General features: G+C 66.7%; 19 protein-coding genes. 10 read left to right on the forward strand and 9 right to left on the reverse strand.

The window, feature by feature from the left end; all coding sequences use genetic code 11:
* The first annotated feature begins 28 nt into the window (after nucleotides 1-28).
* Complete coding sequence (locus NDI76_RS15415; RefSeq protein ID WP_310925020.1) at nucleotides 29-439, forward strand: CopG family ribbon-helix-helix protein; 411 nt, start codon at nucleotides 29-31, stop codon at nucleotides 437-439.
* Nucleotides 440-489: 50 nt separating this feature from the next.
* Here NDI76_RS15415 and NDI76_RS15420 read toward each other — a convergent pair whose 3' ends face one another.
* Complete coding sequence (locus NDI76_RS15420) at nucleotides 490-1,986, reverse strand: TrkH family potassium uptake protein (protein ID WP_310925021.1); 1,497 nt, start codon at nucleotides 1,984-1,986, stop codon at nucleotides 490-492.
* Nucleotides 1,987-2,324: 338 nt separating this feature from the next.
* Between NDI76_RS15420 and NDI76_RS15425 the strand changes: the two genes are divergently transcribed.
* The 6 genes from NDI76_RS15425 (at nucleotide 2,325) to NDI76_RS15450 (ending at nucleotide 12,676) form a co-directional block, all read left to right on the forward strand.
* Nucleotides 2,325-5,264, forward strand: a complete 2,940-nt coding sequence (locus NDI76_RS15425) for an FtsX-like permease family protein (protein WP_310925022.1) — start codon at nucleotides 2,325-2,327, stop codon at nucleotides 5,262-5,264.
* Nucleotides 5,265-6,911, forward strand: coding sequence for a hypothetical protein (locus NDI76_RS15430; protein WP_310925023.1), 1,647 nt, complete (start codon nucleotides 5,265-5,267; stop codon nucleotides 6,909-6,911).
* Nucleotides 6,912-7,223: 312 nt separating this feature from the next.
* Nucleotides 7,224-8,228 (forward strand): phosphatase PAP2 family protein, encoded by a 1,005-nt coding sequence (locus NDI76_RS15435; RefSeq protein WP_310925024.1) that lies wholly within the window; start codon nucleotides 7,224-7,226, stop codon nucleotides 8,226-8,228.
* A 97-nt stretch (nucleotides 8,229-8,325) separates the two neighbouring features.
* Nucleotides 8,326-9,024, forward strand: a complete 699-nt coding sequence (locus NDI76_RS15440; RefSeq protein WP_310925025.1) for an ABC transporter ATP-binding protein — start codon at nucleotides 8,326-8,328, stop codon at nucleotides 9,022-9,024.
* 42 nt (nucleotides 9,025-9,066) lie between these two features.
* Entirely contained in the window at nucleotides 9,067-12,141 is a 3,075-nt protein-coding gene (locus NDI76_RS15445) for an FtsX-like permease family protein (RefSeq protein ID WP_310925026.1), read from the forward strand.
* A gap of 406 nt (nucleotides 12,142-12,547) precedes the next feature.
* Nucleotides 12,548-12,676 carry a hypothetical protein gene (locus tag NDI76_RS15450; protein ID WP_310925027.1) on the forward strand — a complete coding sequence of 43 codons (129 nt, stop codon included), beginning with the start codon at nucleotides 12,548-12,550 and terminating at the stop codon, nucleotides 12,674-12,676.
* A 132-nt stretch (nucleotides 12,677-12,808) separates the two neighbouring features.
* On the opposite strand, the gene NDI76_RS15455 is transcribed toward NDI76_RS15450, so the two are convergent.
* Both NDI76_RS15455 and NDI76_RS15460 read right to left on the reverse strand, forming a co-directional pair.
* Nucleotides 12,809-14,227, reverse strand: a complete 1,419-nt coding sequence (locus NDI76_RS15455; RefSeq protein ID WP_310925028.1) for a collagen-like triple helix repeat-containing protein — start codon at nucleotides 14,225-14,227, stop codon at nucleotides 12,809-12,811.
* A gap of 325 nt (nucleotides 14,228-14,552) precedes the next feature.
* On the reverse strand, nucleotides 14,553-14,744 hold the full coding sequence (locus NDI76_RS15460; RefSeq protein ID WP_310925029.1) for a hypothetical protein: 192 nt from the start codon (nucleotides 14,742-14,744) through the stop codon (nucleotides 14,553-14,555).
* A gap of 234 nt (nucleotides 14,745-14,978) precedes the next feature.
* Between NDI76_RS15460 and NDI76_RS15465 the strand changes: the two genes are divergently transcribed.
* Together NDI76_RS15465 and NDI76_RS15470 are read left to right on the forward strand one after the other, a co-directional pair.
* Nucleotides 14,979-15,893, forward strand: coding sequence for an NAD-dependent epimerase/dehydratase family protein (locus tag NDI76_RS15465; RefSeq protein ID WP_310925030.1), 915 nt, complete (start codon nucleotides 14,979-14,981; stop codon nucleotides 15,891-15,893).
* A gap of 197 nt (nucleotides 15,894-16,090) precedes the next feature.
* A complete protein-coding gene (locus NDI76_RS15470; RefSeq protein ID WP_310925031.1) occupies nucleotides 16,091-17,506 on the forward strand; it encodes a PAS domain-containing protein in 1,416 nt (471 codons plus the stop codon).
* A gap of 80 nt (nucleotides 17,507-17,586) precedes the next feature.
* On the opposite strand, the gene NDI76_RS15475 is transcribed toward NDI76_RS15470, so the two are convergent.
* On the reverse strand, nucleotides 17,587-18,486 hold the full coding sequence (locus tag NDI76_RS15475) for a hypothetical protein (RefSeq protein ID WP_310925032.1): 900 nt from the start codon (nucleotides 18,484-18,486) through the stop codon (nucleotides 17,587-17,589).
* Between the two features lie 362 nt (nucleotides 18,487-18,848).
* Nucleotides 18,849-20,909 (reverse strand): PGF-pre-PGF domain-containing protein, encoded by a 2,061-nt coding sequence (locus NDI76_RS15480; RefSeq protein ID WP_310925033.1) that lies wholly within the window; start codon nucleotides 20,907-20,909, stop codon nucleotides 18,849-18,851.
* A gap of 280 nt (nucleotides 20,910-21,189) precedes the next feature.
* Here NDI76_RS15480 and NDI76_RS15485 point away from each other — a divergent pair, with 280 nt between their 5' ends.
* Nucleotides 21,190-22,134 carry a D-2-hydroxyacid dehydrogenase gene (locus NDI76_RS15485; RefSeq protein WP_310925034.1) on the forward strand — a complete coding sequence of 315 codons (945 nt, stop codon included), beginning with the start codon at nucleotides 21,190-21,192 and terminating at the stop codon, nucleotides 22,132-22,134.
* On the opposite strand, the gene NDI76_RS15490 is transcribed toward NDI76_RS15485, so the two are convergent.
* The 4 genes from NDI76_RS15490 to NDI76_RS15505 form a co-directional block, all read right to left on the reverse strand.
* Complete coding sequence (locus NDI76_RS15490; protein WP_310925035.1) at nucleotides 22,131-23,708, reverse strand: glycoside hydrolase family 43 protein; 1,578 nt, start codon at nucleotides 23,706-23,708, stop codon at nucleotides 22,131-22,133. The genes NDI76_RS15485 and NDI76_RS15490 overlap by 4 nt on opposite strands.
* A 140-nt stretch (nucleotides 23,709-23,848) precedes the next feature.
* Nucleotides 23,849-24,127, reverse strand: a complete 279-nt coding sequence (locus NDI76_RS15495; protein ID WP_310925036.1) for a DUF8108 domain-containing protein — start codon at nucleotides 24,125-24,127, stop codon at nucleotides 23,849-23,851.
* A gap of 225 nt (nucleotides 24,128-24,352) precedes the next feature.
* Nucleotides 24,353-25,411, reverse strand: a complete 1,059-nt coding sequence (locus tag NDI76_RS15500) for a TrmB family transcriptional regulator (protein ID WP_310925037.1) — start codon at nucleotides 25,409-25,411, stop codon at nucleotides 24,353-24,355.
* 76 nt (nucleotides 25,412-25,487) lie between these two features.
* A complete protein-coding gene (locus NDI76_RS15505; protein WP_310925038.1) occupies nucleotides 25,488-25,949 on the reverse strand; it encodes a universal stress protein in 462 nt (153 codons plus the stop codon).
* Nucleotides 25,950-25,953: the final 4 nt, after the last annotated feature.

Genomic DNA, 25,953 nt, shown 5'->3' on the forward strand with positions numbered 1-25,953 from the left:
TAACCGTTCGCTGCCGGAATGGGGAATCATGAGCGGAGCCAGCGACCGGATGAGCGTCACCCTTCCGCCGGAGTTGCTCGCGGAACTGGACGCGGTGGTCGAGACGGGCGAGTACGGCAGTCGTTCGGAGGCGACGAGGGACGCGCTCCGCGCGTTCGTCACGGAGTTCAACCGACAGACCGGGCTCTCCGGGTCGCTCAGCGGAACGGTGGTCGTCCTCTACGAACACGACCACAGCGGGGTGACCGAACGGCTGACCGACCTGCAACACGACTTCTCGGATACCATCATCGCCGTCCACCACGTCCACCTCAGCGACCACCTCTGTCTCGAGTCCATCGCGGTCGACGGCACCGGCGAGCGAATCGAGGCGTTGCTGTCGGAGATTCGGCCGCTCAAGGGCGTCAAGCGGGTCAAACTCGCCGTCGTCGACGCCTGACGTTCGCCCACGGTCGGACGGGTCGAAGTGGGTCGGACCGAACGCAGCGACTACGACCGCCAGTACGACGGCGTCAACAGCACGAGCACCGGGATAATCTCGATTCGCCCGATCCACATGAGGAAGGTCAAGACGAGTTTCGTCGACTGGGAAAACGGCTCGTAGCTTTCGAGGGGGCCGGCGATACCGAACGCCGGCCCGACGTTGAAGAACGTCGCCGCGGCCGCGCTCATCGCCTCGAACTCGCCCACGCCCAACTGCACCCGCGAGGCGTCGACGACCACGAATATCGTCGCGAGCATGAATATGACGAGGCTCACGAGGGTGTAGGCGTAGATGTCTCGAATCGTCTTCTCCTCGACGACGCTGCCGCTCAGCCGGACCGGCCGAACCGCGCTCGGGGTGGTCGCGACGAACAGGTCCCGACGGAACGCCTTCAGGACGACCAGCCAGCGCAGCGTCTTGATCGAACACGTCGTGCTCCCGGCCATCCCGCCGACGAACATGCAGGCGAACAGGAGGTGCTTGGCCCCGGACGACCAGAGGTTGAAGTCCGTGCTCGCGTAGCCGGTCGTCGTCACGATGGAGACCACCTGGAACACCGAGTGACGGACGACCGCCTCGGGGCTCTCGTACAGCGCCGTGTCGACGAAGAGGACGGTGGCGACCCCGGCCGAGAAGAACGCGAGGACGCCGACGTAAAAGCGGAACTCGTCGCTGTTGCGAAGCCGCTCGACGTCGCCCCGAAGCAGGAAGTACAGCAGGACGAAACTCGTCGCCCCCGTCGCCATGAAGGGGACGACCGCCCACTGGACGGCGGGCGAGAAGGCGGCGATGCTTTCGGGTCGCGGGGAGAACCCGCTCGTCGACACCGTGGTGAACGCGTGGGCCACGGCGTCGTACAGCGTCATCTCGGGTGCGAGACCGGCGAGGTGCAACCCGTAGAGGACGGCTATCTGCAGTCCGGTCAGCCCGATGTATATCTTCCAGAGGAGGGCCGCGGTCTGAGAGATGCGGGGCGTGAGTCTGTTCACATCCCGCGTCTGCGTCTCGGTCTCCATCAGTTGGGCGCCCCCGACGGAGAGTTGCGACAGCACCGCCGTCGCGAGCACGAGGATGCCGAGTCCGCCGAGCCACTGGATGATCGACCGCCACATGTGAATCGCCCGTGAGTGACGCTCGAAGTCGACGATGACCGTCGCGCCCGTCGTCGTGAACCCGCTCATGCTCTCGAAGAGCGCGTTGACGGGGGAGGCGAGCGCCCCGTTGCCGGCGAGGACGAAGGGAGCCGCGCCGACGAGAGCGATGCTCAGCCAGGTCAACGAGACCATCAGAAACGCCTCGCGCACGCCCAGGTCGCGCTCGTCGGTCAGCCGTTCGAGCCCGATTCCGATGCCGACGGTCGCGAGCATCGACAGTACAAACGGGGCGAGGGGGGTGCCGTCGTAGACGGCGATGCCGAGTGGGAGCAGCATCGGCAGCCAGAGCCACTTGAGAATCATCCCCACGAGCGCGAGGGCCACCCGCCACTCGACGCGGCCGATCATGCGACGACCGTGCCGCCGCGGGAGTGCCCCGGTCCGCCCCGACGCGTCATCGAACTCGCGGCGGTCACTCGCACCCGCTCTCCCGAACCATTGTGTGTTCGACGTACGCCCGTGACGCACTAAAAACCGTCTAGTGGTCCCCGCACGTTCCGGCCGGCGATTCGGACTCCGCCCTGCACGATGACTCCGCGGGTGGGAATCCGGTGCCGAACGGGCACGAAGAACGACGGAAACGGTGGTGTCTGCCTCCGAGAGAGACCGACCCGTCCGACCGCGACCCCTCGATTCGGACACCACACACATATTTGGTCGCCGACGCGAAGATTCCGACAGACTAGATGGGATATCGACGAGTACTCTCCTTCGGATGGGCGCGGCGCGACACGCTGGCGGTCGTCGTCATCGCGCTCACCGTCTCCTTTCTCGTCGGCGCGGCCGTATTGGGCGTCGCGCTCGGGTCCCAGACCACGGCCATCGCGGCGCAGTTCGAGACGCCGTACGGCATCGACGACACCGGACGGGGAGACGGCGCGGCGGTCGTCGAACTCACCGTCGCCGAGACGACGCTCGACGGCGAACAGGTGACCGTCGTCGGCGTCCCCGACGGAGCGCCGAGCATCACCGTCAGGGGGCGGACGGTCGAGTTCCCGCCGCCCGACCCCGGCGTCCTCGCGAGCGCCGACTATGAGGGCGCAGCGAGACAGGTCTCTGTCGGTGAGCGAACCGTCCGCGTCCAACCGCGGGAGTCGCGGTCGGTTCTCCCCGACTCGTGGTACGTGACCGACCCCGAGACGGCCGCCGCGTTCGAGGGCGCCTCCGCGGTGACCATCCGCGAGACGGAGACGCGCCCGGCGACGCCGCTTCTGTCCGCGCTGGAGTTTTTCGTCCGCGGGGCTGCCGAACTCGTCCGCCTCCTGCAACTGGCCACCGTCGCGGCGGGCGTGCTCGTCGCTGTGACCATCTACAGCGTCGTTCAGATTACGGTTCGAGAGCGCCGGCCGGATATCGCCGTCCTCCGCTCGACCGGGGCGACGCCGTTCCAGATCTTCCGGCTGTTCACCGTTCGAGCGCTCGCGCTCACCGCCGTCGGCACTGCGGCGGGGTACGGGTTCGGTCTCATCCTCGTCCGCGCCGTCGTCAACGCCGCCGTCTACCGCGGCCTCCCGACGACGCTGAGCGCGCGGGTGACCGAACCGGTTCTCGCCGTCCTCCTGCCGGCCGTCGTCTTCTTCCTCCTCGTCGGCGGACTGGCGGGCCTCCTCGCCGCCTACCGCGGCGCGACCGAGGACCCGGCGTCGCTCACCGGGCAGGGACGACCCGACCGCGGGCGTCTCCGCGAGCGACTCGGTCGCCTCGTCGGGACGCGACTCGTCGACTGGGACGCCCTCGTCCCGACGGCGGCGACGCTGTCGGTGTTCATGGCCGCGCTGCTCCTCCTCACCGCGGTGGCGGGCGCGGTCGGTCCGCTGGCGGACACCGGCGAGACCATCACGCAACCGGACGCGCCACACCCCATCGCCAGCAGCGTCCCCGCCGCGTACGCGGACGCGCTCAGAGCGCAGGGGGCGACGGCGAGCCCCGAGATACTCCTGTTCGAGGTGTACGACGGAAACCCCATCGTGGCTAGGGGGGTGAACTTCACCGCCTACCGGGCGCTCTCCGGCGTCGACGTGGCGCGCGGCGAGGCGCCCGACGCGGAGAACGAGGCGCTTGTGGGCGCCGACCTCGCGCGGTCGACCGGACTGTCGCCCGGCGACACCATCGTCCTCGGCGGCAGCACCGACGCCAGCGTGATGCGCCTCGAACTCACGGGTACGTTCTCCGGCGAGGGCATCCAGGACGACCAACTGCTCGTCTCGCTGTCGGCCGCCCGCGAGATGTCCACCACCGGCGACGACGCCGTCCAGTTCGTCCGGACCGACGGACTCGACGTCGACGCCGCCGGCACCTCCACCGTCGTCGTCACGAGCGCTCGCGTCGTCACCGAGAACGGGACGCCCGGCGTCGCCGTCGACGTGACGAACCTCGGACTGCGCGAGGCGACCCGGGAGGTCGAGGTGCGTCTCGGCGAGCGGACGCGCACGGCCGAGGTGACGGTCGACAGCGGACGCTCCGCGCGGGCGTTCGTCGCCTTCGAGGACCTCTCGGACGGGACGTACCCCCTCGTCGTCGGCGACGTCCGGAAGAACGTCACCGTCGACGGCGACTCGCTGGTCGCACTCGATGCGGACGGCGCCGGTTTCGTCGTCGAGGCGCCCGCCCGCGCCCCCGTCGGCGGGACGCCGACCGTCCGAGTGCTCCGGAACGGCCGACCGGTCGGCGGAGCGACGGTCAGCGTCGACGGACGGACGGCGACGACGAACGAAAACGGAGACGCGCGGATTTCGCTCGAAACGGCCGGCAACGTCTCCGTCGTCGCCGAGTCCGAGGGCCGCCGTGCGCGGACGACCGTCACCGTCGCGCCGGACGCGACGCGGGCGCCGATGCTGGACGTGAGCGTCTCGCCGGACGCGCCGAGCATCTTCACGCGACCGGAAGCGACCGTGACGGCGCGGAATCCGTGGGAGGAATCCGTCGAAGCGAACCTGAGCGTGACCGGGCCGGGCGTTGAGCGGACGGAGACGCTGGCGCTCGACCCCGGCGAGACGGCGCGGTTCGCCGTCGAGATTCCCCAGCGACCGGCCGGAGCGTACGACGTGACGGCGTCGGCCGGGACGGAAACGGAGGCGAGCACGACCTATACGGTCAGCGGCGACGCCCGCCTCGGGGCGGCGCTCGCACAGAGCGGGCAGTTTTCCGGCGGCGGCGGCATCACGCAGGCGATACAGGTGGCGTTCGGCAACATCGAGGTGCTCGTCCTCGCCGTCGTCTCGCTGCTCGGCGTGATGACCGTCGGCAGCACCACCGCGGCGTTCACCCGCGCGGTCCATACCGCCACGCGCGAAATCGGCATCCGGCGGGCGACGGGCGCGGACCCTTGCTCGGTCTTCCTCGACGTCTTCGTCGACGCGCTCAAAATCGGGACCACCGCGGCCGTGCTCTCGATGGTGCTGGCGTATCTGGCGGTCCGGGCGCTGCTCGCCGTCGGCGAACTTCGGGTGTTCGGTCTCGTGTTGGAACCTGCCCTCTCGCCGACAATCGTCCTCGGAGCGCTGGCCTGCGGCGTCGCGCTCTCGCTCGTCAGCGCGACGCTGGCCGCCGTCGCCGTCCTCCGGCGCGACCCGGCGGCGCTCTTAGTAGATAGACATATACCGACGCCGTCGGGAAGTGATGAGTAAATGAGTCGCCGCCGGGTCGGCCTCCTCCTCGCCGCCGTCGTGTCCGTGGCGCTCGCCTTTCGCGCCGCCCCCCTCTACTGGAGTCCCTTCCCCTCGACGCTGGACGGCTTCAACTACGCCGCCCTCGCCCGTACGGTCGTCGACACCGGGGCGTTCCCCTTCACCGACCGGGCCGACAGCCTCCTGTTCACGACGCTCTTTGCGACCGCCGGTCTCGTCTTCGACGCCGACCCTCTCTACGTCGCCCAACCGCTCGCGACGGTCGTCGGAACGCTCGTCGTCTTCGTCGGCGCCGTCCTCGCTCGCCGCGTCGTCCGCGACTCGGCGCGCCTGTCGGTCTCCCCGTCGTCGGTGGCCGTCGTCACCGCCGGCCTCCTCGCCGTCGAGGGACTGTTCCTCCGCCGGACGCTGGTACCCGACGAGGAAATCGTCGGCATCCTGTTGACCCTCACCGTAGCCTTCGCACTTCACTACGCCTACCGAACCGGCGAGACCCGCTGGTACGGCCTCGTCGCCCTCGTTCTCGGCATCTTCCCGCTCTTGCACACGTTCACGTCGTTCGTCGTGGGACTGGTCGTCACCGCGTTGACCGCCCGGCACGTCTCGGAGACGCTCTCCGTGCGCTCGCTCGTCGGCGGCGTCGCCGTTGCGGGCGGCTTCTGGGCGTACATCGCCCTCTACTACGGCGCCGTTGCGACGCGCCTGTCGCTCACCGTCCCGTACGTCGACCGCGTCACCGCCTACCCCGGCCTGTTCGTCGCGTGGGTCATCGTCCTCGCCATCGGCGTCGTCTGGTTCCAGCACACCGGCCTCCGTATCCGACAGGCGGTCTACCTCGCCGTCGTCGGGACGTTCTTCGCCGTCGTGCTGCTGAACGCCTTCGCCCCCGTCTTCCCGGGGACGGTGAGCACGCCCCGTCTCATCCTCGCCCTCGTCGGTCTTCTCGTCGTCGTCGCCGTCGCCGCGGCGCCCTCGCTGGACGTCCTTGACGAATACCGCGGCGCGACGCTGCTCGTCGCCCTCTTCGCCGCGCCCGCGGTCATCATCGGCTTCAGCCTCACCGCCTCGCTCACGCCGGAGTACTTCGCGACGGCGATGCGCGCGCAGACGTTCCTGCACTTCCCGGTGCTCGCCGTCGCGGCGGTGACGCTGGTGCGCGTGCTCGACTCCGACCGTCTCTCCGCGGGCGGGGGAAAGCGGGCGCTCTCAGTCGTTCTCGCGGTACTCGTCGTCCTCACCGTCGTCGCCTCCGCGCCGCTGGCGTATCTCAACATGGACACCGCCTCGGCGCCGAGTACGACGCTCGACTCGGAGTATCGGGGCGTCGCGTTCCTCGGCGCGCACACCGACCGCGCGTGGACCGGCGGCCACACGCTCACCCGCGTCGGCACCTTCATCTTCGGCAGCGACGCCTCCGTGGGGCCCGCGGCGAGTTGGCTCACCGGCGGGCCGAGTCCGACCTGCCCGGTCGTCTCTCAGCGGTCGTGGACGACGACGGGCGCGCACCTGTTCCCCTCCGCACCCCAGACGGTCACGCAATCGACGTACGAGGGGTGGTTGGACTCGCGGAACGTCGTGTACACCGCGAACGGGTTGGACCCGGTCGTGGTTTCGACGCCGACCGAGGCCGGCGGCGAGGGCTGTTAATACGACCCGTGGAGAACCGCCGAGAGCGAAGGTTCGACCCGACGGTATCCGTCGAAAGACGAAGTCAGTGCGACGCCTACAATCCACCTCGCGTCCGGTTTGACGACGCATCCGAGAGTACCTCGTCGTCGGATTCCTCGTCGGGTGCCGTATCATTCTTACACGTCCGGGCCCTAGCGCCAACACTGCACTCATGAACGCGAAACCCGCGGCTGTACGCGATGGGCGGGACTTTCCGAACCGGTCGACGTTCGCGCGCCGCGGCGAGATGGTCGGTCCGAGGCCGGCCGAGAGCTTCGGAGGGTAACAGCCATGCTCGAAGGAAGCCAACTCAGACAGTCCGACGGACGCTATCAGAAGATCGGAGTGGGAATCGCCGCCGTGGCCGCCGCCTGTTTCGTCGTGCTCGCGTTCGTCCTGAGCACCGTCCCCGGCCGGAGTTTCGGCCTCTTCGAGGTCGCCTCGGCGAACCTCGGACTCGTGCTGACCGTCGCCGGGGTCGTCACGCAGTTCGGCGACCCGTGGTTCCTGCTGCTCGTGGCCAGCCTTGTGTACATGCTCGGAACCGACCGCGAGTTCGTCGAGCAGCCGCGCGACGGGGTATTCGTCCTCGCGGTGACGCTGGCGGCGTTCTCCTTCACCGACCTGCTCAAGAATCTCTTTCGCGCGCCGCGACCGCCGGCCGCCGACGTGGTGACGGCTCCGGGCTGGCTTCCCGCAGGTCTCGGAGGGGCGTTCCAGTCGATAACCACCGCGACCGGATTCGCGTTCCCGAGCGGACACGCACTCGGGACGGCGGCCGTCTTCGCTGCGTTGGCCTCCCGACTCAGCATCGGGTCGGCGACGACTCGGTGGGCGGTGGCCGCCGCGGGATTCCTCCTCGTGGCGTCCTCGCGGGTGATACTCGGCGTTCACTACGGTGTCGACGTCGTCGGCGGGTTCCTGGCGGGCGTCTTCCTGTTCGCCGTCGCGGCGACCATCGAGGACGGCGAACCGCTCCGCGTCCTCCTGCTCGGCATCGTCATCGGCGTCTTCGCGGTCGTTCTGAGCGCCCTCGCCCCGGCCGGCGAGGTCTGGAACGCCGGGCAGTGGCTCGGCGGGTCGGTCGGCGCCGCGGTCGCGTGGTACGCCGTGCGTCCGTCCCGACGCCTCGGTCTCGGCGGGACGCTGGCCGCCGGCATCCCCGCCGCGGTCCTGTGGGTCGCCATCTACCTCACGAGTCCGCCTCTCGTCGTGACCGTCGTCGGCACCGCCGTCGCGGCGAGCGTCACGATTCTGGCGCCCACGATAGCGGACCGCGCGGGCGTGGGAACGTGACGGGTCGCGTCCGACCGGATGGTCGCCGACCCGGGGGCCGTCCTGACACCCTCCGGAACAAATAACCTACATAGGAGAAGTGTGAACGCTGCGGCATATGACTGGTCCCGTCCTTCGCGGCGACCGACTCACCGTCGAGCGCGGGGGGAGCGCGATACTCGAAGACGTCTCCCTCTCGGTCGCCCCCGACGCCTCCCTCCTCGTCCGCGGAGCGAGCGGCGCCGGGAAATCCACCCTGTTCAACGTTCTCGGTCTCCTGAGCACGCCGACCAGCGGGACGCTCTACGTCAACGGCGAGGACGCGAGTTCCCTCCCCGAGCGCAAGCGCGCCGCCATCCGCCGCGACACCATCGGCTTCGTCTTTCAGGACTTCCAGCTCATCCCCGACCTCTCGGCGTGGGACAACGCCGCCCTCCCGCAGGACCACACCGGGAGCCGCGACGAGGAGTGGCTGGGCGAACTGTTCGACGCGCTCGACATTACGGATCTGAAATCCCAGTACCCCGCGACGCTGAGCGGCGGGGAGAAACAGCGCGTCGCCATCGCCCGGTCGCTTGCGAACCGACCAGACGTCGTCCTCGCCGACGAACCGACGGGACAACTCGACCCGCGGACGGCCGAGAAGGTGCTCGACCTGCTGTTCGGCGTCAAGGAACGGACCGACACCGCCTTGGTGCTCATCAGCCACGACCGGGGGTTGGAACCCCGGTTCGCGGAGACCGTTCTCCTCCGGGACGGCCGACTGACCGTCGACGCCGACGCCGACGACGAGATAGACTACTCACTCCCGCGATGAGCGACGACCGACACCGATACCCGCACCGCGCCCGCGACGCCGATGCGGTTTGAGTCGACGCTCGTCTCGTCGTGGTCGCGCCGGGAGTGGCTGAGCGTCGCCGTCGTCGCCGTCACGACGGCCTTCCTCATCGGTTCGGTCGTTCTGCTGCTCACCGTCGGCTCCTACGTCTCCACGCTGGAAGGCGACTTGGGGAGTTCGGCGACGGTGAGCTACGACGACTCGTACGACGACGCAGTCGCGGCCGCCGACGCGAGCGACGCCGAGGAGATAGTCTTCCCGGTCACGACGGTTCGGACGGGCGACGGCGGTGACGGGGAGAGTCAGGTGGTCGTCGGCGTACCCCCGGACGCGCCGCCGCGAATCGAGAGCGCCTCCGTGGCGTGGAACCCGGCGAGCGTACCCGCGGCGCCCGAGAGCGGGTTCACCGGCCCCGTCGAAGGTCCGACCGAGCGGCGTCTCGGCGACACCGCCGTCCAACTGACGCCCCATCCCGACGAGCGCACCATCTTCCCGGCCGAGTGGTACGTCGGGTCGGCCGAGGCGGTGACGTCGCTCGACGACGCGGGGGCACTCGTCATCGATACGGGCGAGTCGGCGTCGGCATCGGCGTCGACGGCGGACCGGCAGGCGGCCTGGCGGTACGAGGGCGCGCCGCTCATCGCGGCGCTGCCGTTCCTCGTCGGCGGCCTCGGACAGGTAGTCCGGACGCTCTCCGTCGCGGCCGTCGGCGGCGGTCTGCTCGTCGTCGTCGTCGTCTACAGCGTCACGCGAATGTCCATCCGGGACCGCCACCCAGAACTCCGCGTGGCCCGCGCGACGGGCATCTCGCCGACCCGCCTGTTCGCCGTGCTTCTCCTCCGCGTGCTCGGGTTGACGGGGACGGGCGTCCTCCTCGGGTTCGCGCTCGGTCTCATCGCGGTGAAGGCGGTCATCAACGCCGCGACGTACGCCGGCTTCGTCGTCTCCATTCAGGCCGTCGTCACGGCGTCCATCCTGCAGGCGATTCTGCTCGTCGGCGGCTTCCTCGTCGGAATGGGGTTGCTCGCGGGCGTTCTGGCTACGCTCCCGGTCGTCCGCGGCGACCCGATGGCTATCGGCCGCGACGCGCGCGGCGGTCGGTACAGCGGACACGGTGGTGTGGGCGACGAACCGAACTCGCTCGTCGGACGCCTCCGAGCGTTCGTCGCGGACGCGGGTCCGACGTTCGTCGACTGGCGCGCGGCGGTGCCGACGACGACGACGCTGACGGTGTTCATGCTCGTTCTTCTCCTCGTTACGGCCATCGGCGGCGCCATCGCGCCGCTAGCGACGACGGAGAGCGGAACCGTCACCGAGGCGGGGTCGGTCCACCCGCTGAACAGTCGAATCAGCGAGGAGTACGCGACCGTCCTCCGCGACGAAGGTATCGCGGCCAGCCCGGAGGTGCTGTACGCCCAAACCACCGACGGCGACCCCTACCTCGTCCGGGGGGCGAACTTCACCGCCTTCGGGCAGGTGACCGACGCTCGACTCGTCGCCGGGCACGCCCCACGAGCGTACGACCAGGCGGTCGTCGGCGCGAGTCTCGCGAAGACGCTCGACGTCGAGGTGGGTGAGACGCTCACACTCGGCGGGAGCGTCACGCCGGGCGTCCGTCGAGTGACCGTCGTCGGCCGATTCTCGGGGTCCGGCATCACCGACGACCAACTGGTGCTCCCCTTGGATACCGCGCAGACGCTGGCGACGGGGGACGGGCAGGTCCACCTCATCCGGACGAACGGCACCGCCGAGGAGTTCGAGCGACTCTCGCAGCGACCTGGCGGCCTCGCCGTGACCAGTCTCGCCGGGAACGACTCCGTGCAGGTCGGCGACCCGTACGCGGTCACCGTCGCGGTCCGGAACTACGGCGAGGAAGCGACGACGCGGAACGTGACGGTCAGCGCCGGCGACCGGAGTCGGAGGGAGTCGTTCTCGCTCGCCCCGGACGAGGCGGCGAGCGCCGACGTGACGTTCACCTTCTCCGAGTCGGGGACGTACACGATTCGAGCCGACGGGACGACGAAGCGCGTCGAGGTGTACGACCCGCGGACGCTGCAACTCCCCGACGGCTACCCGACCCGCGCCCCGCCGGGATCGACGCTGGTCGTGCCGGCGACGACGCCGAACGGGACGCTGGTGTCGGGAGCGACGGTGACGCTCGGCGACCGAACGCGACAGACCCGAGCGAGCGGCGGCGCCATCGTGCCCGTCCCCGACGAACCCGGCGAGTACACGCTGACCGTCGAGAAGGAGGGGTACGCGAGCGAACGGCACGCGCTCGTCGTCGAGGAAGGGGCGCCGCAGCGACTGAGCGGTCGCGTCGACGTCTCCCCGGAGTCGGGGACGCAACTCACCAGACCGACCGTCACCGTGCAGGTGGGCAACCCGTGGGGGCGGCTTCTCGTCCGGAACGTCTCGCTCGTGACACCCGGCGGAACCGAGCGACGAACGGTCAGGCTGGGGGGCGGAGAGGTCCAACAGATAACCGTCCCGGCGTCGGACGCGGGACTGAACGGGACGCTCGCGCCGGGGACGTACGACCTGCGCGTCGTCTCCGACGGCGCCGTCCTCGCCACGACGACGTACGAGGTGACGGGGGACGAGCGGGTGAGTTCGACCGTCGACTTCGAGGGCGAGTACTCGCAGGGAAGCGGCATCGGACGCGCCGTCGAGGGCGTGTTCGGCAACGTGCGCGTGCTGTTTCTCGTCATGCTCGTCCTCGCCGGCGCCAGCACGGTCGGCGGGACGGCCGCCACGTTCGCACACGCCGTCCACGCCAACCGCCGCCGCATCGGCATCTACCGCGCGACGGGCGCGAGTCGGCGGCAACTGCTCGCCGCCTTGGTGCGCGACGCGGTCACGCTCGCGCTTCCGGCGACGGTTATCGCCTTCGCGGCGGCGTTCGCCTGCCTCCGGGCGCTCTCGTGGGCCGACGTGCTCGTCGTCTTCGGGATTCGACTCGACGTTCCCCTGTCGGCGTGGCTCTTCGTCGGGTCGGGACTCGGAGCCATGCTCCTCGCGGTGGGGAGCGCACTCGGCGTCGGCTACGTCTTCCTCGTCGCCGACCCGGACCGACTCCTCCGCGCGGAGATGTAACTGTGCTGACACGTGCCACACCACCGTGTCCGCAGTAGTCGGCGGAGTACTCGCTTAACCCTCGTCAGAACGGCACGTCCGCCGCTCGAATCGAGCTATGTAGAACCGTTACAGTACTATCCGCGTCAGAACCCGATTCCGACGATATCGAGACAGTGAGCGACTGAAACATCTATCGTCGACCTCAAAAAAAGTATCCCCGCCGTCGCGTTTAGTCCTCTCTCCAAAGAGCGGTTCCGCATCCGACTCGCGTCGGCGGATTCGGTCATCCCGGCACCGCCGCGTCCCGGATTCGGGAGAACGTACCACAATCCGAACATTATCGATTCGGCCCGGTCGAGTCGTTCGAGACAGGTGTGATAGTCCATAATAAACCATATGTCCGTCTCCGTAGATACTCTCCGCTATGGGGCGAAAAGTTCGGAAGACGCTCAGCATCGACTTGGAACTCGTTGAGCGACTCGAATCGGAGAGCGACCAGTCGGAAGTCGTCGAACGGGCGCTGGCGGAGTACTGGGAGGTGGACACCGAGTAGCGCTTGTCCAGACGGTTCGATTTCTCGACCAAATAAACGCATCAGCACAGACAGCCCCTCGCGTCCTCCGACCTTCGCAAAAAAATCCCGCAATCCGGCGGTCCGGCGCTCGGACCGACCGATTCGCTCCCGCTAGTTTTCGCTGTCGTTCTCGACGGTCGCGTTACCGAGTTCGACGGTTCCGGTCGTCGTCGAGACGTTGTTCCCTCCCTTCGCCTGCCCGATGTAGATGTAGCGGTAGGTGCCCTCTTCCCAGTCCTCGCCCGTCTGGACGTCGACGGTGCCCGTCCCGTTCGTGGAGGCGACGAGGGTGGCGGAGGCGTCGAGGTACGTCTGCTCGCCCATCATCGGCGCGCCGCCCGAGTTACCGGGGTTGTCGGGACGACCGGCGTCACCGGAGTTGCCGGGGTTATCGGGACGTCCAGCATCGCCCGAGTTGCCGGGATTACCCGATTTGCCCGGCGCGGCGGCGTTGCCGTTCATCCGATCGCTCGCGTTCGCGCCTTCGACGATCCAGTCGGCGAGGCCGCGGAACGTCGTGTGACCGCGGACCGTCTCGTTGTCGGCGCTCACACCGGCAACGGAGGCGTTGTCGACGACTCTCCTCGTGCCGCTCACGCCGGCCAGTGTGCTCTGCACCGTTATCTGGTCCGAAGAGACGTTAGCGGTCAGCGGACCGTCGACGGCCAGTCGCGTGCGAGCGCTCGTGTACTGTGATTCGTTGTACAGCACGACGGCGTGGCTCACGTTCGAGTGCGTGAACGTCGAGTTGACGTCGAACGTCACCTCGTCGCCGGGCGCTGCGTCCTCCGTCGTCACGGACGCGGAGGCCTCGGCGGCCTGCACGAAGGCGACGTCCATCCCGAGGACGCGCGCCTTCCCGTCGACGGCGAGCGATCCGTTCTCGACGGTGAAGCCCTCACCCTCGGTGTCCTGAACCACGAAGAACGTGTACTGCCCCGGACCGCGGGCCTCCCCGTCCGCCGAGAGGTCGTACGACGCCTCGATGGCGCCCTTCTCCAGTTCGCCGAGGTCGACGAGTTCGTACGAGACGTCGTCGGAGGCGTTCTTCTCCATCAGCGAGTCCAGCGCGTCGCCTACGGACGTCCGCGGCGTGTTCTGCAGCGTCGTCGACGCGTTCGGTCCGGCCTTCGCGACGAGCAGTTGGACCTCCTCGTTTTGGAAGGCGCGCGTCGTGATGGGGTACCGCGACTGGAAGCTCATCTGAATCTCCTCGTCGGGGTTGAACGCGGCCAACTGCTGTTTGTTGAGACGCACTTCCGCGCCCTGTCCTCTGACCGTGAGCATCTGATTTTCGACGACCGTTCCGTTACTCGCGGAGGCGTTCACCCGGAGCGGAAACGGCGCGTTCTTCCACACCGACACCGAGTCCGTCGCCTCCACGAACTGCGTGTCCGGGACCCGTTCGGCGGTACCCGTGTCCTGCGCTGAAACGTCCGTTACTCCGGCGACCGGTGAAACACAGAGGACGACGACGAAGAGCAACGCTCCGAGCGCTCTCGCCGCTCCGCCTGCGAACAGCCTAACCATACTCGGGACTCTCGGGCGACTGTGATAGTATTTTCGTCACAGTTACACGTTTTGCCACGGAAAATACCCAAATCGTGTTAGAATGTTTATTTTCAGAGTACTTCAATCTAAGAAACCAGTAAAATAATTACACTCTTTAATAGATACTGATCCGGCGAATCGGCCTCGAAAACCTCTCAGCACCGGACTCCGTGGCGGTACGCTCGACCGGCGCCGGCCGCCGCCCTCTGGTGATGTTCTCTCCGCCTCCGATTATCGACTACGGACTATCGACGTTCGACGGAGACGGTGACTGTCGCTCCGTTCGAACGGTATCGAACGCCGTCTAGACCTCCGGGCTGCGGCGTCGGTGGAACCCGACGGCGAAGTTCCGGCCGCACCGGCCGCAGTCGGCGTCGACGACGCCGTCCGGGTTGTAGTCGGCCCGTTCGACGCGCGAGGTCATCTCCACGGAGAACTCGCCGTCGCAGTCGGGGCAGGTCACGGTGAGGGCCTCGTCCGCGTTCGTGGTCGTCATCGTGTAACAGACCAAGGACCTTGGTGGGGTAAGCAGAACACCTCAGTGGATAGGCGACCGTCGTCGGTCGGGGCCGCGGGGAAGCGAGACGAAACGAGGCGAACGTCGGCGACTCGACCACCCGACCCGCCGCCGCACCGCTCGCTATCCGCATCTGTTTCTTCTATTTAATTCGGACATACCAGCTCATCGCACCGGTACACCTTTGTCACCGACTCATTATTTCATAGCCGAATGCAGAACAAGCGAATTCTCGTGACGGGTGGTGCGGGGTTCATCGGCTCTAATCTCGCCAACTACCTCGCCGAAGACAACGACGTGGTCGCCGTCGACGATCTCTATCTCGGCACGCCCGAGAATCTCTCCTCGGACGTGGAGTTCGTCGACGCGAGCGTTCTCGACGACGACCTGCCGACCGAAGACGTGGACGTGCTCTATCACCTCGCCGCGCTCTCCTCGTACAAGATGCACGAGGAGGACCCGACGACGGGCGCCCGCGTGAACATCGAGGGCTTCGTCAACGCCGTCGAACAGGCGCGAAACGACGGCTGTGACACCGTGGTCTACGCGACGACGTCCTCAATCTACGGCTCCCGCACCGAACCCTCCTCCGAGAGCATGGACGTGATGGCCCGGACGGGCTACGAGGCGTCGAAACTCGCCCGCGAGCGCTACGCCGAGTACTTCCACCACCACTACGACATGCACCTCGCCGGCATGCGCTTTTTCTCGGTGTACCAGGGCTTCGGCGGCGCCGAAGAGCACAAAGGCGAGTACGCCAACACCGTCGCGCAGTTCGCCCACAAAATCGCCAACGGCGAGCGGCCCGAACTGTTCGGCGATGGGTCGCAGACCCGCGACTTCACGCACGTCGACGACATCGTTCGCGGCCTCGTCTTAGCCGCCGAACACCGGTTGCAGGGCATCTACAACCTGGGAACGAGCGAGAGCTACTCGTTCAACGAGATGGTCTCGATGATCAACGACGCACTGGGGACGGACGTCGAACCCGCGTACGTCGAGAACCCCTTCGAGGTGTACGTCCACGACACGATGGCCGACTACACGAAGATGCACGAGGCGACCGGGTGGGAACCCGAGGTGTCGTTCGAGGAGGGCGTCGAGCGGGTGTGCGAGCCGTATCTGTAGCATATCTAGTATTCTATGTATTCCGACAATCAGCCGCTTCTCCCGTCGCGACCGACCGGCCGGTGACGCACATCTCTGCCCGTTCTCGCCTTCATACTCCCTGAAATCCGGAAGACGAAGAACGGACTCCCGAACAGACTATCTCATATATGGACTGGTAAGAAGATTAATACGTATGGTCGGCGAACTCCCCGACAATGGATCTCGACGTCCTCCTGGATTACACCCAAGACAAAATCATGGTCGTCGACGACGAGGCGACCATCCTCTACGCGAACGATGCCGTCACTCGCATCTTGGGCTGGGAGACGAACGAGTTACTCGGGACGAACGCGCTCACGTACATCCACCCGGCCGATCTCGACACCGTTCGGGACGTCTTTCGGCGAACGATCGCTAGCGAGTCGTTCTCCGAGGCGACGGTGGAGTATCGGTACCGAACCGCGGACGACTCGTGGGTCTGGTTCGAGAGCCGGATGTCGAACGCGACCAGCGAGCAACTCGACGGCTACGTCGTGAGTTCGCGCGACGTCAGCGACCGGGTGGAGGCCGAACGCCAACACGAGGAACTCACCGCCCGGTTGCAGGAGATCTCGTCGGTGACCGACGAGGTGCTGTGGATGTTCGACGGGGAGTTCTCCGAACTCCTGTTCGTCAACCCGGCCTACGAGACGGTGTACGGGCGACCGGTCGCCGAACTCGAAGCGGACGCGAGCGCGTTTCTGGAGGCGATCCACCCCGACGACGCTCCGGCGGTTCGGTGTGCGATGGACCGCCTCGTCGGCGGCGAGTCCACCGACATGGAGTACCGCGTGAACCCGCGGAAGAACTACAACGTCTGGGTGTGGGCGCAAGCGCAGCCGATACTCGAAGACGGGGAGGTCGTCCGTATCAGCGGCTTCACCCGAGAAATCACCGACCGACACCGCCGGGATCGACAGCTCTCGGTGATGGACAACCTGCTCCGACACAACCTCCGGAACGCGCTCAACGTTATTCTGGGTAACGCCGACCTCATCGACGAGACGACGTGCGATACCACGCAGTTGACCGACAAAATCCGAACCGCCGGCGAGCAACTGCTCGAGAGCGCGGAGAAAGAACGCGAGGTCGTCGACATCCTGAACCACAAGACTACCACTGACTTGGTCGACCTGACGGCCGTCACGAGCGATGAAGTCGAACGGGCGAGGCGACGGTTCCCCGACGCCGACATCGATTCGTCGCTCCCCGACAGCGCGACGGTCTACGCGCTGAGTAACGTCCGACTCGCGGTCGCGGAACTCCTCGAAAACGCGATCGTACACAGCGACCGCGACCGACCGTCGGTCTCCGTGTCGGTCCGACTGCGCCGCGACGCCGTGGAACTCCGCGTCGAGGATGACGCGCCGCCGATTCCCGACATCGAAGCGCACGTGCTCAGAGACCCGCACGCGATGACGAACGTGTTCCACAGCACCGGACTCGGGCTCTGGCTCGTCTACTGGGTCGTCGAACTCTCCGACGGGGACATCTCGCTCGATTCGACCGCGGACGGGAACCTGATTCGGATTCGATTCCCCCGCGCTCGCGTGCTCGCCGACGCGGAACCGGTATCGATGCGTCGGTCGTGACCGAATTCGTTCGGGCCGCTCCCGGCGCCGGGTGCCGACCGTCGCGCAGCAGCGAGTCCGGGAGCACTGCGCTACCCTGCTCAGTCGAACTCGGCTTCGAGCACGCGGAACACGACGTACGGAACGATGTACCCGAACGAGTAGCCGAGGAAGTGAAGAAAGACGTTCGTGATCACGCGCCCCCCGTAGCCGCCGGACGGAAAGCCGGCGGCGATCACGAGCACGAACAGCACGCTCCCGAACGGAACCAGCGGCGGCATCGTCTCGACGAGCGAACGCGTTCGCACCCTCGGACGCCGAACGACCGGCTGAACGCAGGTCCCGACCGCCAGAACGCTGCCCGCGCCGACCGCCGCGAGCCATCCGCCTGCGCGGGGTGTCACTCCCAGCGGAGTCGACATCCGAAGCACGACGACCGCCGCACCGACGAAGAACACGGCGGGTAGAAACGCCCTCGCGGTCCGCGTCGGCGCCGGTCGGTCCGCCTCGAAGCGGTCGGCGAGGGCGTGCGGGAGGTAGCCGACGAAGGCGAAGTTGATACCGGAAAAGCCCATTCCGACCCGAGGTCGGGGAAACAGCATGTTCAACACCGATAGCACGAACGGGAACACCACGAGCACGGTGAACGCGACGACGTAGAACCGCCGTCGCCGACCGCTTCGGACGCTCGCCAACAACGCCGGCGGGACGACGAGGAAGAAAACCAGCAGGTTCGACAGCAGGGACGACGCCCGCACGTGGACGAAGTGCGACGCGTACATCGCGAGCGCCGTCGGGCGTTCGTACGAGAGTACGAGTCCCCCTCGAATCGACTCCGGAAGCAGAAAGGCCGCGACGAGAAGGCACGGCACGGCGAGGACGAACGCGACGTCCCTCAGCCGAACGAATTCTGTCCGATGAGAATCGGAGTTCGTCGCCACGCCGGTCGCGCGGTTCACCCCTCGGACGCTCCCCGTCTGGCGACGTATCAATACTTTCACGGTCGCACCTCGAATCGAGCTCTCTTGTATTCCTCGCCTCAGATATCATAATTGATATCTATACGTGGAGTAGAACCTCTTCTTGTCTTTAATCGAGCTGAAAATGGATTCTAAGAGGAATTAGGGCACCGCTGCCGAAGACAGCTCGAATCTCTACTATGGTATTTGAGACGTAGAGAACGGCAACGCCGCCACACAACCACACAAACAGCTCACGCTCCGTATCTAAACCTCGGAAAAGACGTCACGCAAAAGTCGAATCGTCCGTGCTCGGTCACGGAGAACCGTTCCCGAAGCCGACGCGGTCGGCGGGCCGAACGTTCTCGGCGGCCGACCGCTCGTCCGAATTGGTTTCTCGGGGGTTACTCGGCGCCCCGGTAGACGTAGAAGCCCGCCAAGACCGCGAACAGGGCGATGGCGCCGATGAGGATGATGTCGAATCCACCCTCCTCCTGTGCCGGACCCTCGCCCTCGACTCCGCCTTCCGGCGTCTCGGCGTCCGCCGGTTCGTTTTCGGTGTCGGGTGCGGATTCCCCGTCGTCGCCGGAGTCCGCATCGCCCGAGTCCGCTCCGTCTCCGCTGCCGTCTTCGACCGAATCGGACGACTCGTCCGCGACGCCGACCGCGAACAGCGAGAAGCCGGGCGTCGTCGCTTCGAGCGTGACGACCGTCTCCTCCGAGGAGACGACGGTCGTCTCCAAGGCCGACCACTCGCCGTCGTGGTAGTGGTAGACGACGAGTTGGTCCGGCGAGACGCCGTCCAACATCGCGGTGTCGACGTCGAACTGGAGGGTCGCCTCGTCTTCGGTCCGGTCCTCGGGGACCGTTATGTCGACGAACCTGAGCTCTCTCGCGTTCGGAATCGCCGGGACCGTGTCGGGGCGAGCGTTCAGTTCCTGCGCTACGACGGAGCCGCCGGTGCCGCCGGCGCGGAAGCCGACGCGGAGTTCCGTGATTCCGGTGCCGACCTTGACGTCGGCCCGCCCGTCGCTGATGTCTCCCCTGTTGGGTTCTGCGGGTCCCGGGTTGGCGGGGGGTGCGCCTGCGCCTCCGCCGCCACCGCCACCGCCGCTGCGACCGTTGCTGCCGTCGTTACCGTTGTCGTCGCCGCCGTCACCGCTTCCTCCGTCCGACTCGTCCTCTCGGTTCTCGTCCGCCCCGAGTTCGATGGTTCCGGTCGTCGTCGAGAGGTTGTTCTGTCCGTTCGCCTGCGCGAGGTAGACGTACCGGTACGTCCCGTCGGCCCAACTCTCCTCCGACTGGACGCTGATGGTGGCCGTCCCGTCCGTAGAGGAGACCGCGGTCACCGAGGCATCGAGCCACGACCCGGTCGTCTGTCCGGGCGTCTCGGCGTCCGTCGACGCTCCGCTCGGCTGGTCTGCGAGCCAGTCGGCGACGCTGCCGACGCGCGTCTCGCCCTGCACCACGCCGTCGCCGATGGTCACGCCGCCGATTCTCGTCGTTCCCGTCACGTTCCGCGTTCCGTTGACGCCGATGATCGTGCTCGTGACGGAGACTTGATCGGCCGAGAGCTTCTCGTTCATCGGACCGCTCACGGTGAAGCGGGTCCAGCTATTGGCGTACTGCGACTCGTTGTACAGCATGATCGCGTGACTCACGTTCGAGTGCGTGAACGTCGAGTCGACGTCGAACGTCACCTCGTCGCCGGGCGCCGGGTCCTCCGTCATCACGGACGCGGAGGCCTCGGCGGCCTGCACGACGGCGATATCCGCTCCGAGGACGCGCGCCTTCCCGTCGACGGCGAGCGAGCCGTCGTTGACGGTGAAGCCGTCACCCTCCGTCGTCTGAACGATGAAGAACGCGTACTGCCCGGGTCCGCGAGCGGCTCCCGATTCGGAGACGTCGTACGAGGCCGAGGTCGTTCCGTCCTGAAGCCGGCCGAGGTCTTGCAGTTCGAAGGCGACGTTCCCGGACTGCTCGGCGTTCGTCAGCGTGTCGAGGAGGCCGTTCGTCGAGAGGTTCGACCCCGACAGCAGGGCCGACGAGTTCGGCCCGGCCTTGGCGACGAGCAGTTGCACCTCGGCGTCCTCGAACGCCTGCGTCGAGACCGGCGAGCGAGACTTGAAGCTCATCTCGATCTCGTCGTCGGGGTTGAACACGGCCAACTGCTGTTTGTTGAGCCGTATCTCCGCGCTCTGTTCTTCGGCGAGAACCGTCATTCGCTGGTTCTCGACGACCGTCCCGCTACTCGACGCCGCGTTCACGCGCAACGGAAACGCCGCCTTCTGCCAGACCGACACCGAATCCGATGCGTCGACGAACTGCGAGTCCGAGACGTCGCCGAACGTCACCGGAGACAGCCCCGTCGACGTTATCGCCGCGCCCGGCGACACGCACAGCATCGCGACTACTGTGATCGTGATCGCCGTCCGAAACCCCCTCCGAACTGAAAGGTCATCCATAGTATATTCTTATAGAGTAGTATCATAGTATTTGGAACTGTCGCAGCAGTTTCACAAATTAACACGGTTATAAATATACTAATATAAAGAAATTCAGCTACGCGTGTGTTTTGACGACGCCTGTGGGCGGAGCTAGTAGCACTTGAGCGGTCGGAAGCGGGGTGCTTCGACCGACAGCGCTCAGCACCCCCGGATTCCGACGACATCCTCGCGCGCGCGTCATGGTCGGGCGCGAGAGGGATACGTTCACCACGTACGCTGCCGAAGGCTCGCCTATCAGATGCCGAACGCGGTTATCTACCACGACACGCCGATTGCGAGCGCCGTCGCGGAGGCGACCGACGACCTGACGGTCGTCGCAGCGGAGTCGGACGCGGACGTCCGCGACCACCTCGCCGACGCCGACGTCTTCGTGACGAACCCGCAGAACTGGACGGACGACTTTCTGGCGTTCCTGTCGACGGGCACGTGGATTCAGTCGACGAGCATCGGCTACGACGCCTTTCCGCTGGAGGCGTTCGCCGACCGCGACGTGGCGTTCACCAACGCCGAGACGCTCCACGACACGACCGTGAGCGAACACGCTTTCGCCCTCGCGTTCGCGCTCTCGCGGCGACTCGGTCCGCTCTTCGACAACCAGCGCCGAGGCGACTGGGACCGACGCGTCGGCGACGAGATGTGGCTCTGGGAGGGGAGACGGATGACCGTCTTCGGACTCGGAAACATCGGCGAGTCCGTCGCTCGGCGAGCGCGCGCCTTCGGCTTCGAGGTGTACGGCGTCAAGCGAACGCCGGCGATATACTCCGGCGTACTCCCGCCGGACCGCGTCGTCGCCACCGAGCGGTTCCACGACCTGTTGCCCGAGACGGAACTGCTCGTGTTGACGGTGCCGCTCACCGACGAAACGCACCACGCCGTCGACACGAGCGTCTTCGACGCGCTTCCCGACTCGGCCGCCCTCATCAACGTCGCCCGAGGTCCGGTTGTCGACCAGGACGCCCTCGTCGACGCTCTCGAAACGGGAGAGATACGCGGCGCCGGACTGGACGTGTTCGAGGCGGAACCTCTGCCGGAGGATTCGCCGCTTTGGGGGCGCGACGACACCGTCGTAACGCCGCACGTCGGCGGTCGGTCGGACGACTTCGCGACGCGGTTCACGCGGCTGTTCTTGGATAACTACCGGCGGTGGCGGGCCGGCGAATCGCTGGCCAATCGCATCATCTAAGCTCCGTCCGGTCCCTCGACCCGGAAGTACTCGACGTCGAGATATCCACGTTCTGCCGGCGCGTCTATATCTACCGATTGCACGGCGAACAAGCCGATTTTCGCTCCGATCCAGCGTCCCTGTTGCGCCTGAAACGGCGCTCCGATGGACTCGAACTCGGATTCGGACTCGTCCGTCGCGTACGCGAACTCGACTCGTCCGCCCGCTTCGACCGACGCCCGTAGCCGCACCGACGACTGTTGGATAGACACTCGTTCGAGCACCGTGTCGGTATCTCCGTCCGCCGGCGCGGTGTTCCGACGCTGCGTCACCTCGATGCCGTCGGACGTCCGACGAACGTCGAGGGACGCGTACTCGGTCCCCATGACGAGCAGTCCCCCGTATCCACCTTCGTCTCCGAGTTCGCAGTCGACGGCCGTCGTCACCGTGAACGAGGGGGCGGGGAACTTCTGGAGGAGCAGGTTCGGCACGGACCACAGGTTCTCCGCATCGTCGGCGGCCCGGGGGAACAGACGGAGCGCGTCGGGGCGATGAGTAAGCGAGTGCCACCCGAACTGGGGGTTTCCGTGCCACTGCCACTGGAGTCCCAACCGAGCCGACTCGAAGTCGTCGCTGGTCTGCGGCGTCATCGTCGGGAGTTCGCCCGCGGAGACGTCGGGTTTCTCGTGGATTCCGACCGGTTCGCCGGTCCCGTCGCCGTCCTCGTCGCGGCCGATGACGGGCCAGCCGTCGTCCCACCGAAGGGGCTGGAGATGGACGATGCGACCGTACGGGTCGAGTTCTTGGAAGTGCAGGAACCAGTCCCCGCCGCTCTCCGTGTCGACCCACGCTCCCTGATGCGGGCCGTTGACGTCCGTCTCCCCCTGTGCGAGGACGATCCGGTCGTCGTACGGCCCGTAGACGTCCTCCGAGCGCAGGACAGTCTGCCAGCCGTCGCTCACCCCGCCGGCGGGCGCGAAGACGTAGTACCGTCCGTCTCGCTCGTAGAGCTTCGGTCCCTCGATGGTGGGGTGGTCGCCGTGCCCGTCGAACACCTCGCGGCTCTCCCCGACGAGACGTGTTCCGTCCGGTGCCATCGGCGCGACGTGGAGGACGCTGTTGACCCCGGCGCGACTCTTCGCGAACGCGTGGACGAGGTAGGCGTTTCCGTCGTCGTCCCAGAGCGGTGCCGTGTCGATCCATCCCTCGGCTTCGTGGACGAGCGTCAGGTCCGTCCACCGACCGCGAGGGTCCTCGGTCGACGTCATGTAGACGCCGCGGTCGGGGTCGCCGTAGTAGATGTAGAAGGTCCCGTCGTGGTAGTTGATCGACGGCGCCCAGACGCCGTTACCGTGCTGCGGGCGGTCGAACGCGGGTGGCAACTCCTGGATGGCGTGGTTGATGAGCCGCCAGTTCACGAGGTCGCGCGAGTGAAGAATCGGCAGCCCCGGCACGGCGTTGAAACTCGACGCGGTCATGAAGAACTCGTCTCCCACGCGGACCACGTCCGGGTCGGAGTAGTCCGCGTGGATAATCGGGTTTCGGTATCGGTCCTCGTCGACGTTCGGGTCCCACACGGCGTGCGTATGATTCACGCCCGCGGTGTTACCTACCGCGTAGATAAACGTTAACAATCGTTTGACGACCGTCGATGCCGACGCGTCGGGTGTTCACCGCGCGCGCCTGTGGGCCGCAGAACACGAGCGAGAGCATCTCGGAGTCCGTCTTCGAGTCCTCACCCGAGGTTCGTCGTCGATTCGTTCACCTCGGCGTCGGCCCGGTCCTTCCAGACGATAGTACGCTGGCTGTTTGTGAAGTACCGGTATGCGGCGTACAGCAGGTTCGGGACGCCCATCGCCCACCAAATCGTCAGGATGGCGATGACGAGGTGGACGCCCGGATTGCCGAACTCGCGCTGTACGAGCGTCACGCGGTCCTGCGTTTCCTCTTCGATCTTCCAGCCGGATTCGACCTTCGCGGTGACCTCTCGTCGATAGGAGGGGGAACGGTCCATACGGTCTCGTACGGCGCCGCACCGAAAAGCGGTTGCGCCGCTCGCGGACGTCACCCGTCGCTCCGCGGAGAAGGACTTCGAGGACGACGGAGAATGTGTGGAAGGGGACGACTCCCCTCGGCAGGCAGCTACCCCGTCGGTTACCACCCCAAACGAGGTAACTGTATGTTGTCTGTGATTTTATAAATGTATTTTGGTCGCTGGCGAGTCGGGTTCGGGAGCGACTCAGGGTTCCGACCGGAGCGCGACCATCTCCGCGCGGTGATCTTCGATGAACGCGCCGGGACCGCCGCAACTCACCGTCCCGGTGTCGGTTTCGAGGTGGATACTCGTCTCCAGCGTGTAGTCGTTCGTCGACGGTTCGACGAACGCCTGTCGCACGTCTACGACTCGCCCGGAGAGTTGCGTGCCGTCGTCGGTCACGACGTCGGCCCAGAGGTTGGTGCCCTGCTGACGGTGGAGGAACGCGTGGAAGACCGCCTGCCGGAACCAGTCGAACGTCGCGGGAAGCGGTTCGGGTTCGGCCACGTACTGTATCGTCGAGGCGGGCCAGTAGGCGCTGAGGTACATGCCGAGTACCGACCCCGAGAGGTGCCCCTGCGAGACGGTGACGGCATCCTTGTCGTTGTGCGTGAGCGAGAGCACGTCGGAGTTGCCGATCATCGCGGACTCGTCGTCGACGGCGTAGAGGAACGGGAGGCTCTGGTGCCAGTACCGAACGACGTCCGCGACGCCGGCGAACTCGCGTTCGACGTCGTCGGCCTCGTCTCGTTCGCCGAGGAGCAGGAAGGTGAACACCCCTCGGTCGACGGCCGCTCTGAGTTCGTCTTCGATCTCGGGATAGACGTGGTCGGGGATGGCGACGAGCGCCTCGTGTTCGGCCTCCGAGAGACCGGACCGTAACCGCTTGAGCGCGGTGTTGCGGGACTTCACCATCCGAATCTCGGGGGTCTGCGACGTCGACTGGTCGAACCGCTCTTCGAGCGACGGGGTGATAGATTCGAGGCGTTCTTTCAGCGACTCCATCGCCTCCTCCGGGGGGAGTGCGCTGATCGTCGTCGGCGACGCGTGGTCTTTCACCCGGACGAGTCCGCGCTCTTCGAGTCGCTCGGCGATGCCGTACACCGCCCGCTGTGTCACGTCGGCGTTCTCCGCGACTGTTCGCGTCGTCGCCTCCCCTCGCGAGAGGAGGGTGAGGTACGTATCGATCTCCGTGTCGGACAGTCCGAACACGCTCAAATCCGCTCTGAGCGACGCGTCGTCTCGCCCGTTCGATCGACTCATACTGTCGGTGGGTCGTCCTTGCTGGGTCATATATATAGCTGCTCGCACTCGCGACTCGAACGGCTCCGGCGTCCGCTCAGTTCATCCCGACGGTCACGGAGCCGTCGAAATCGAGGATGACGCGTTGGGCGCGGTCGCCGAAGATGGCCTTCTTCGTCGGCGACCGTCGGTACCCCGGGAGGAAGATGTGGTCACAGCCCGTTCGGTTCGCGACGCCGAGAAGCGCCTCGGCCTGCTCGTCCACCCCCGCGACGATCGTCCTGAGTTCGTACCCCACGTCCGGTTCGAGGACGTCGTTCGCCGTGTCCTCGACGTCCGCGGAGACGCCGTCGAGGACGTCGTCTTCGGCGTAGGTCGTGTGCTCTGCCCGACCGATCACCGCCAGCGTCTCCTCGATTTCCTCGTACGCTTCGGGTGTCGCCAGTGCGACGACGAGGAGGTCTTCGTCCGTCTCCGCTCCGACGGCGAGCGCTTTCGCTCGCTCCAGGAGCGCTCTGTCTCGGTCCGCCCGTTCGACGGTGACGAGTACGCGTGTCATTGTC

Origin of the sequence: Halogeometricum sp. S1BR25-6, assembly GCF_031624495.1 — an archaeon.
GTDB classification, from domain to species: domain Archaea; phylum Halobacteriota; class Halobacteria; order Halobacteriales; family Haloferacaceae; genus Halogeometricum; species Halogeometricum salsisoli.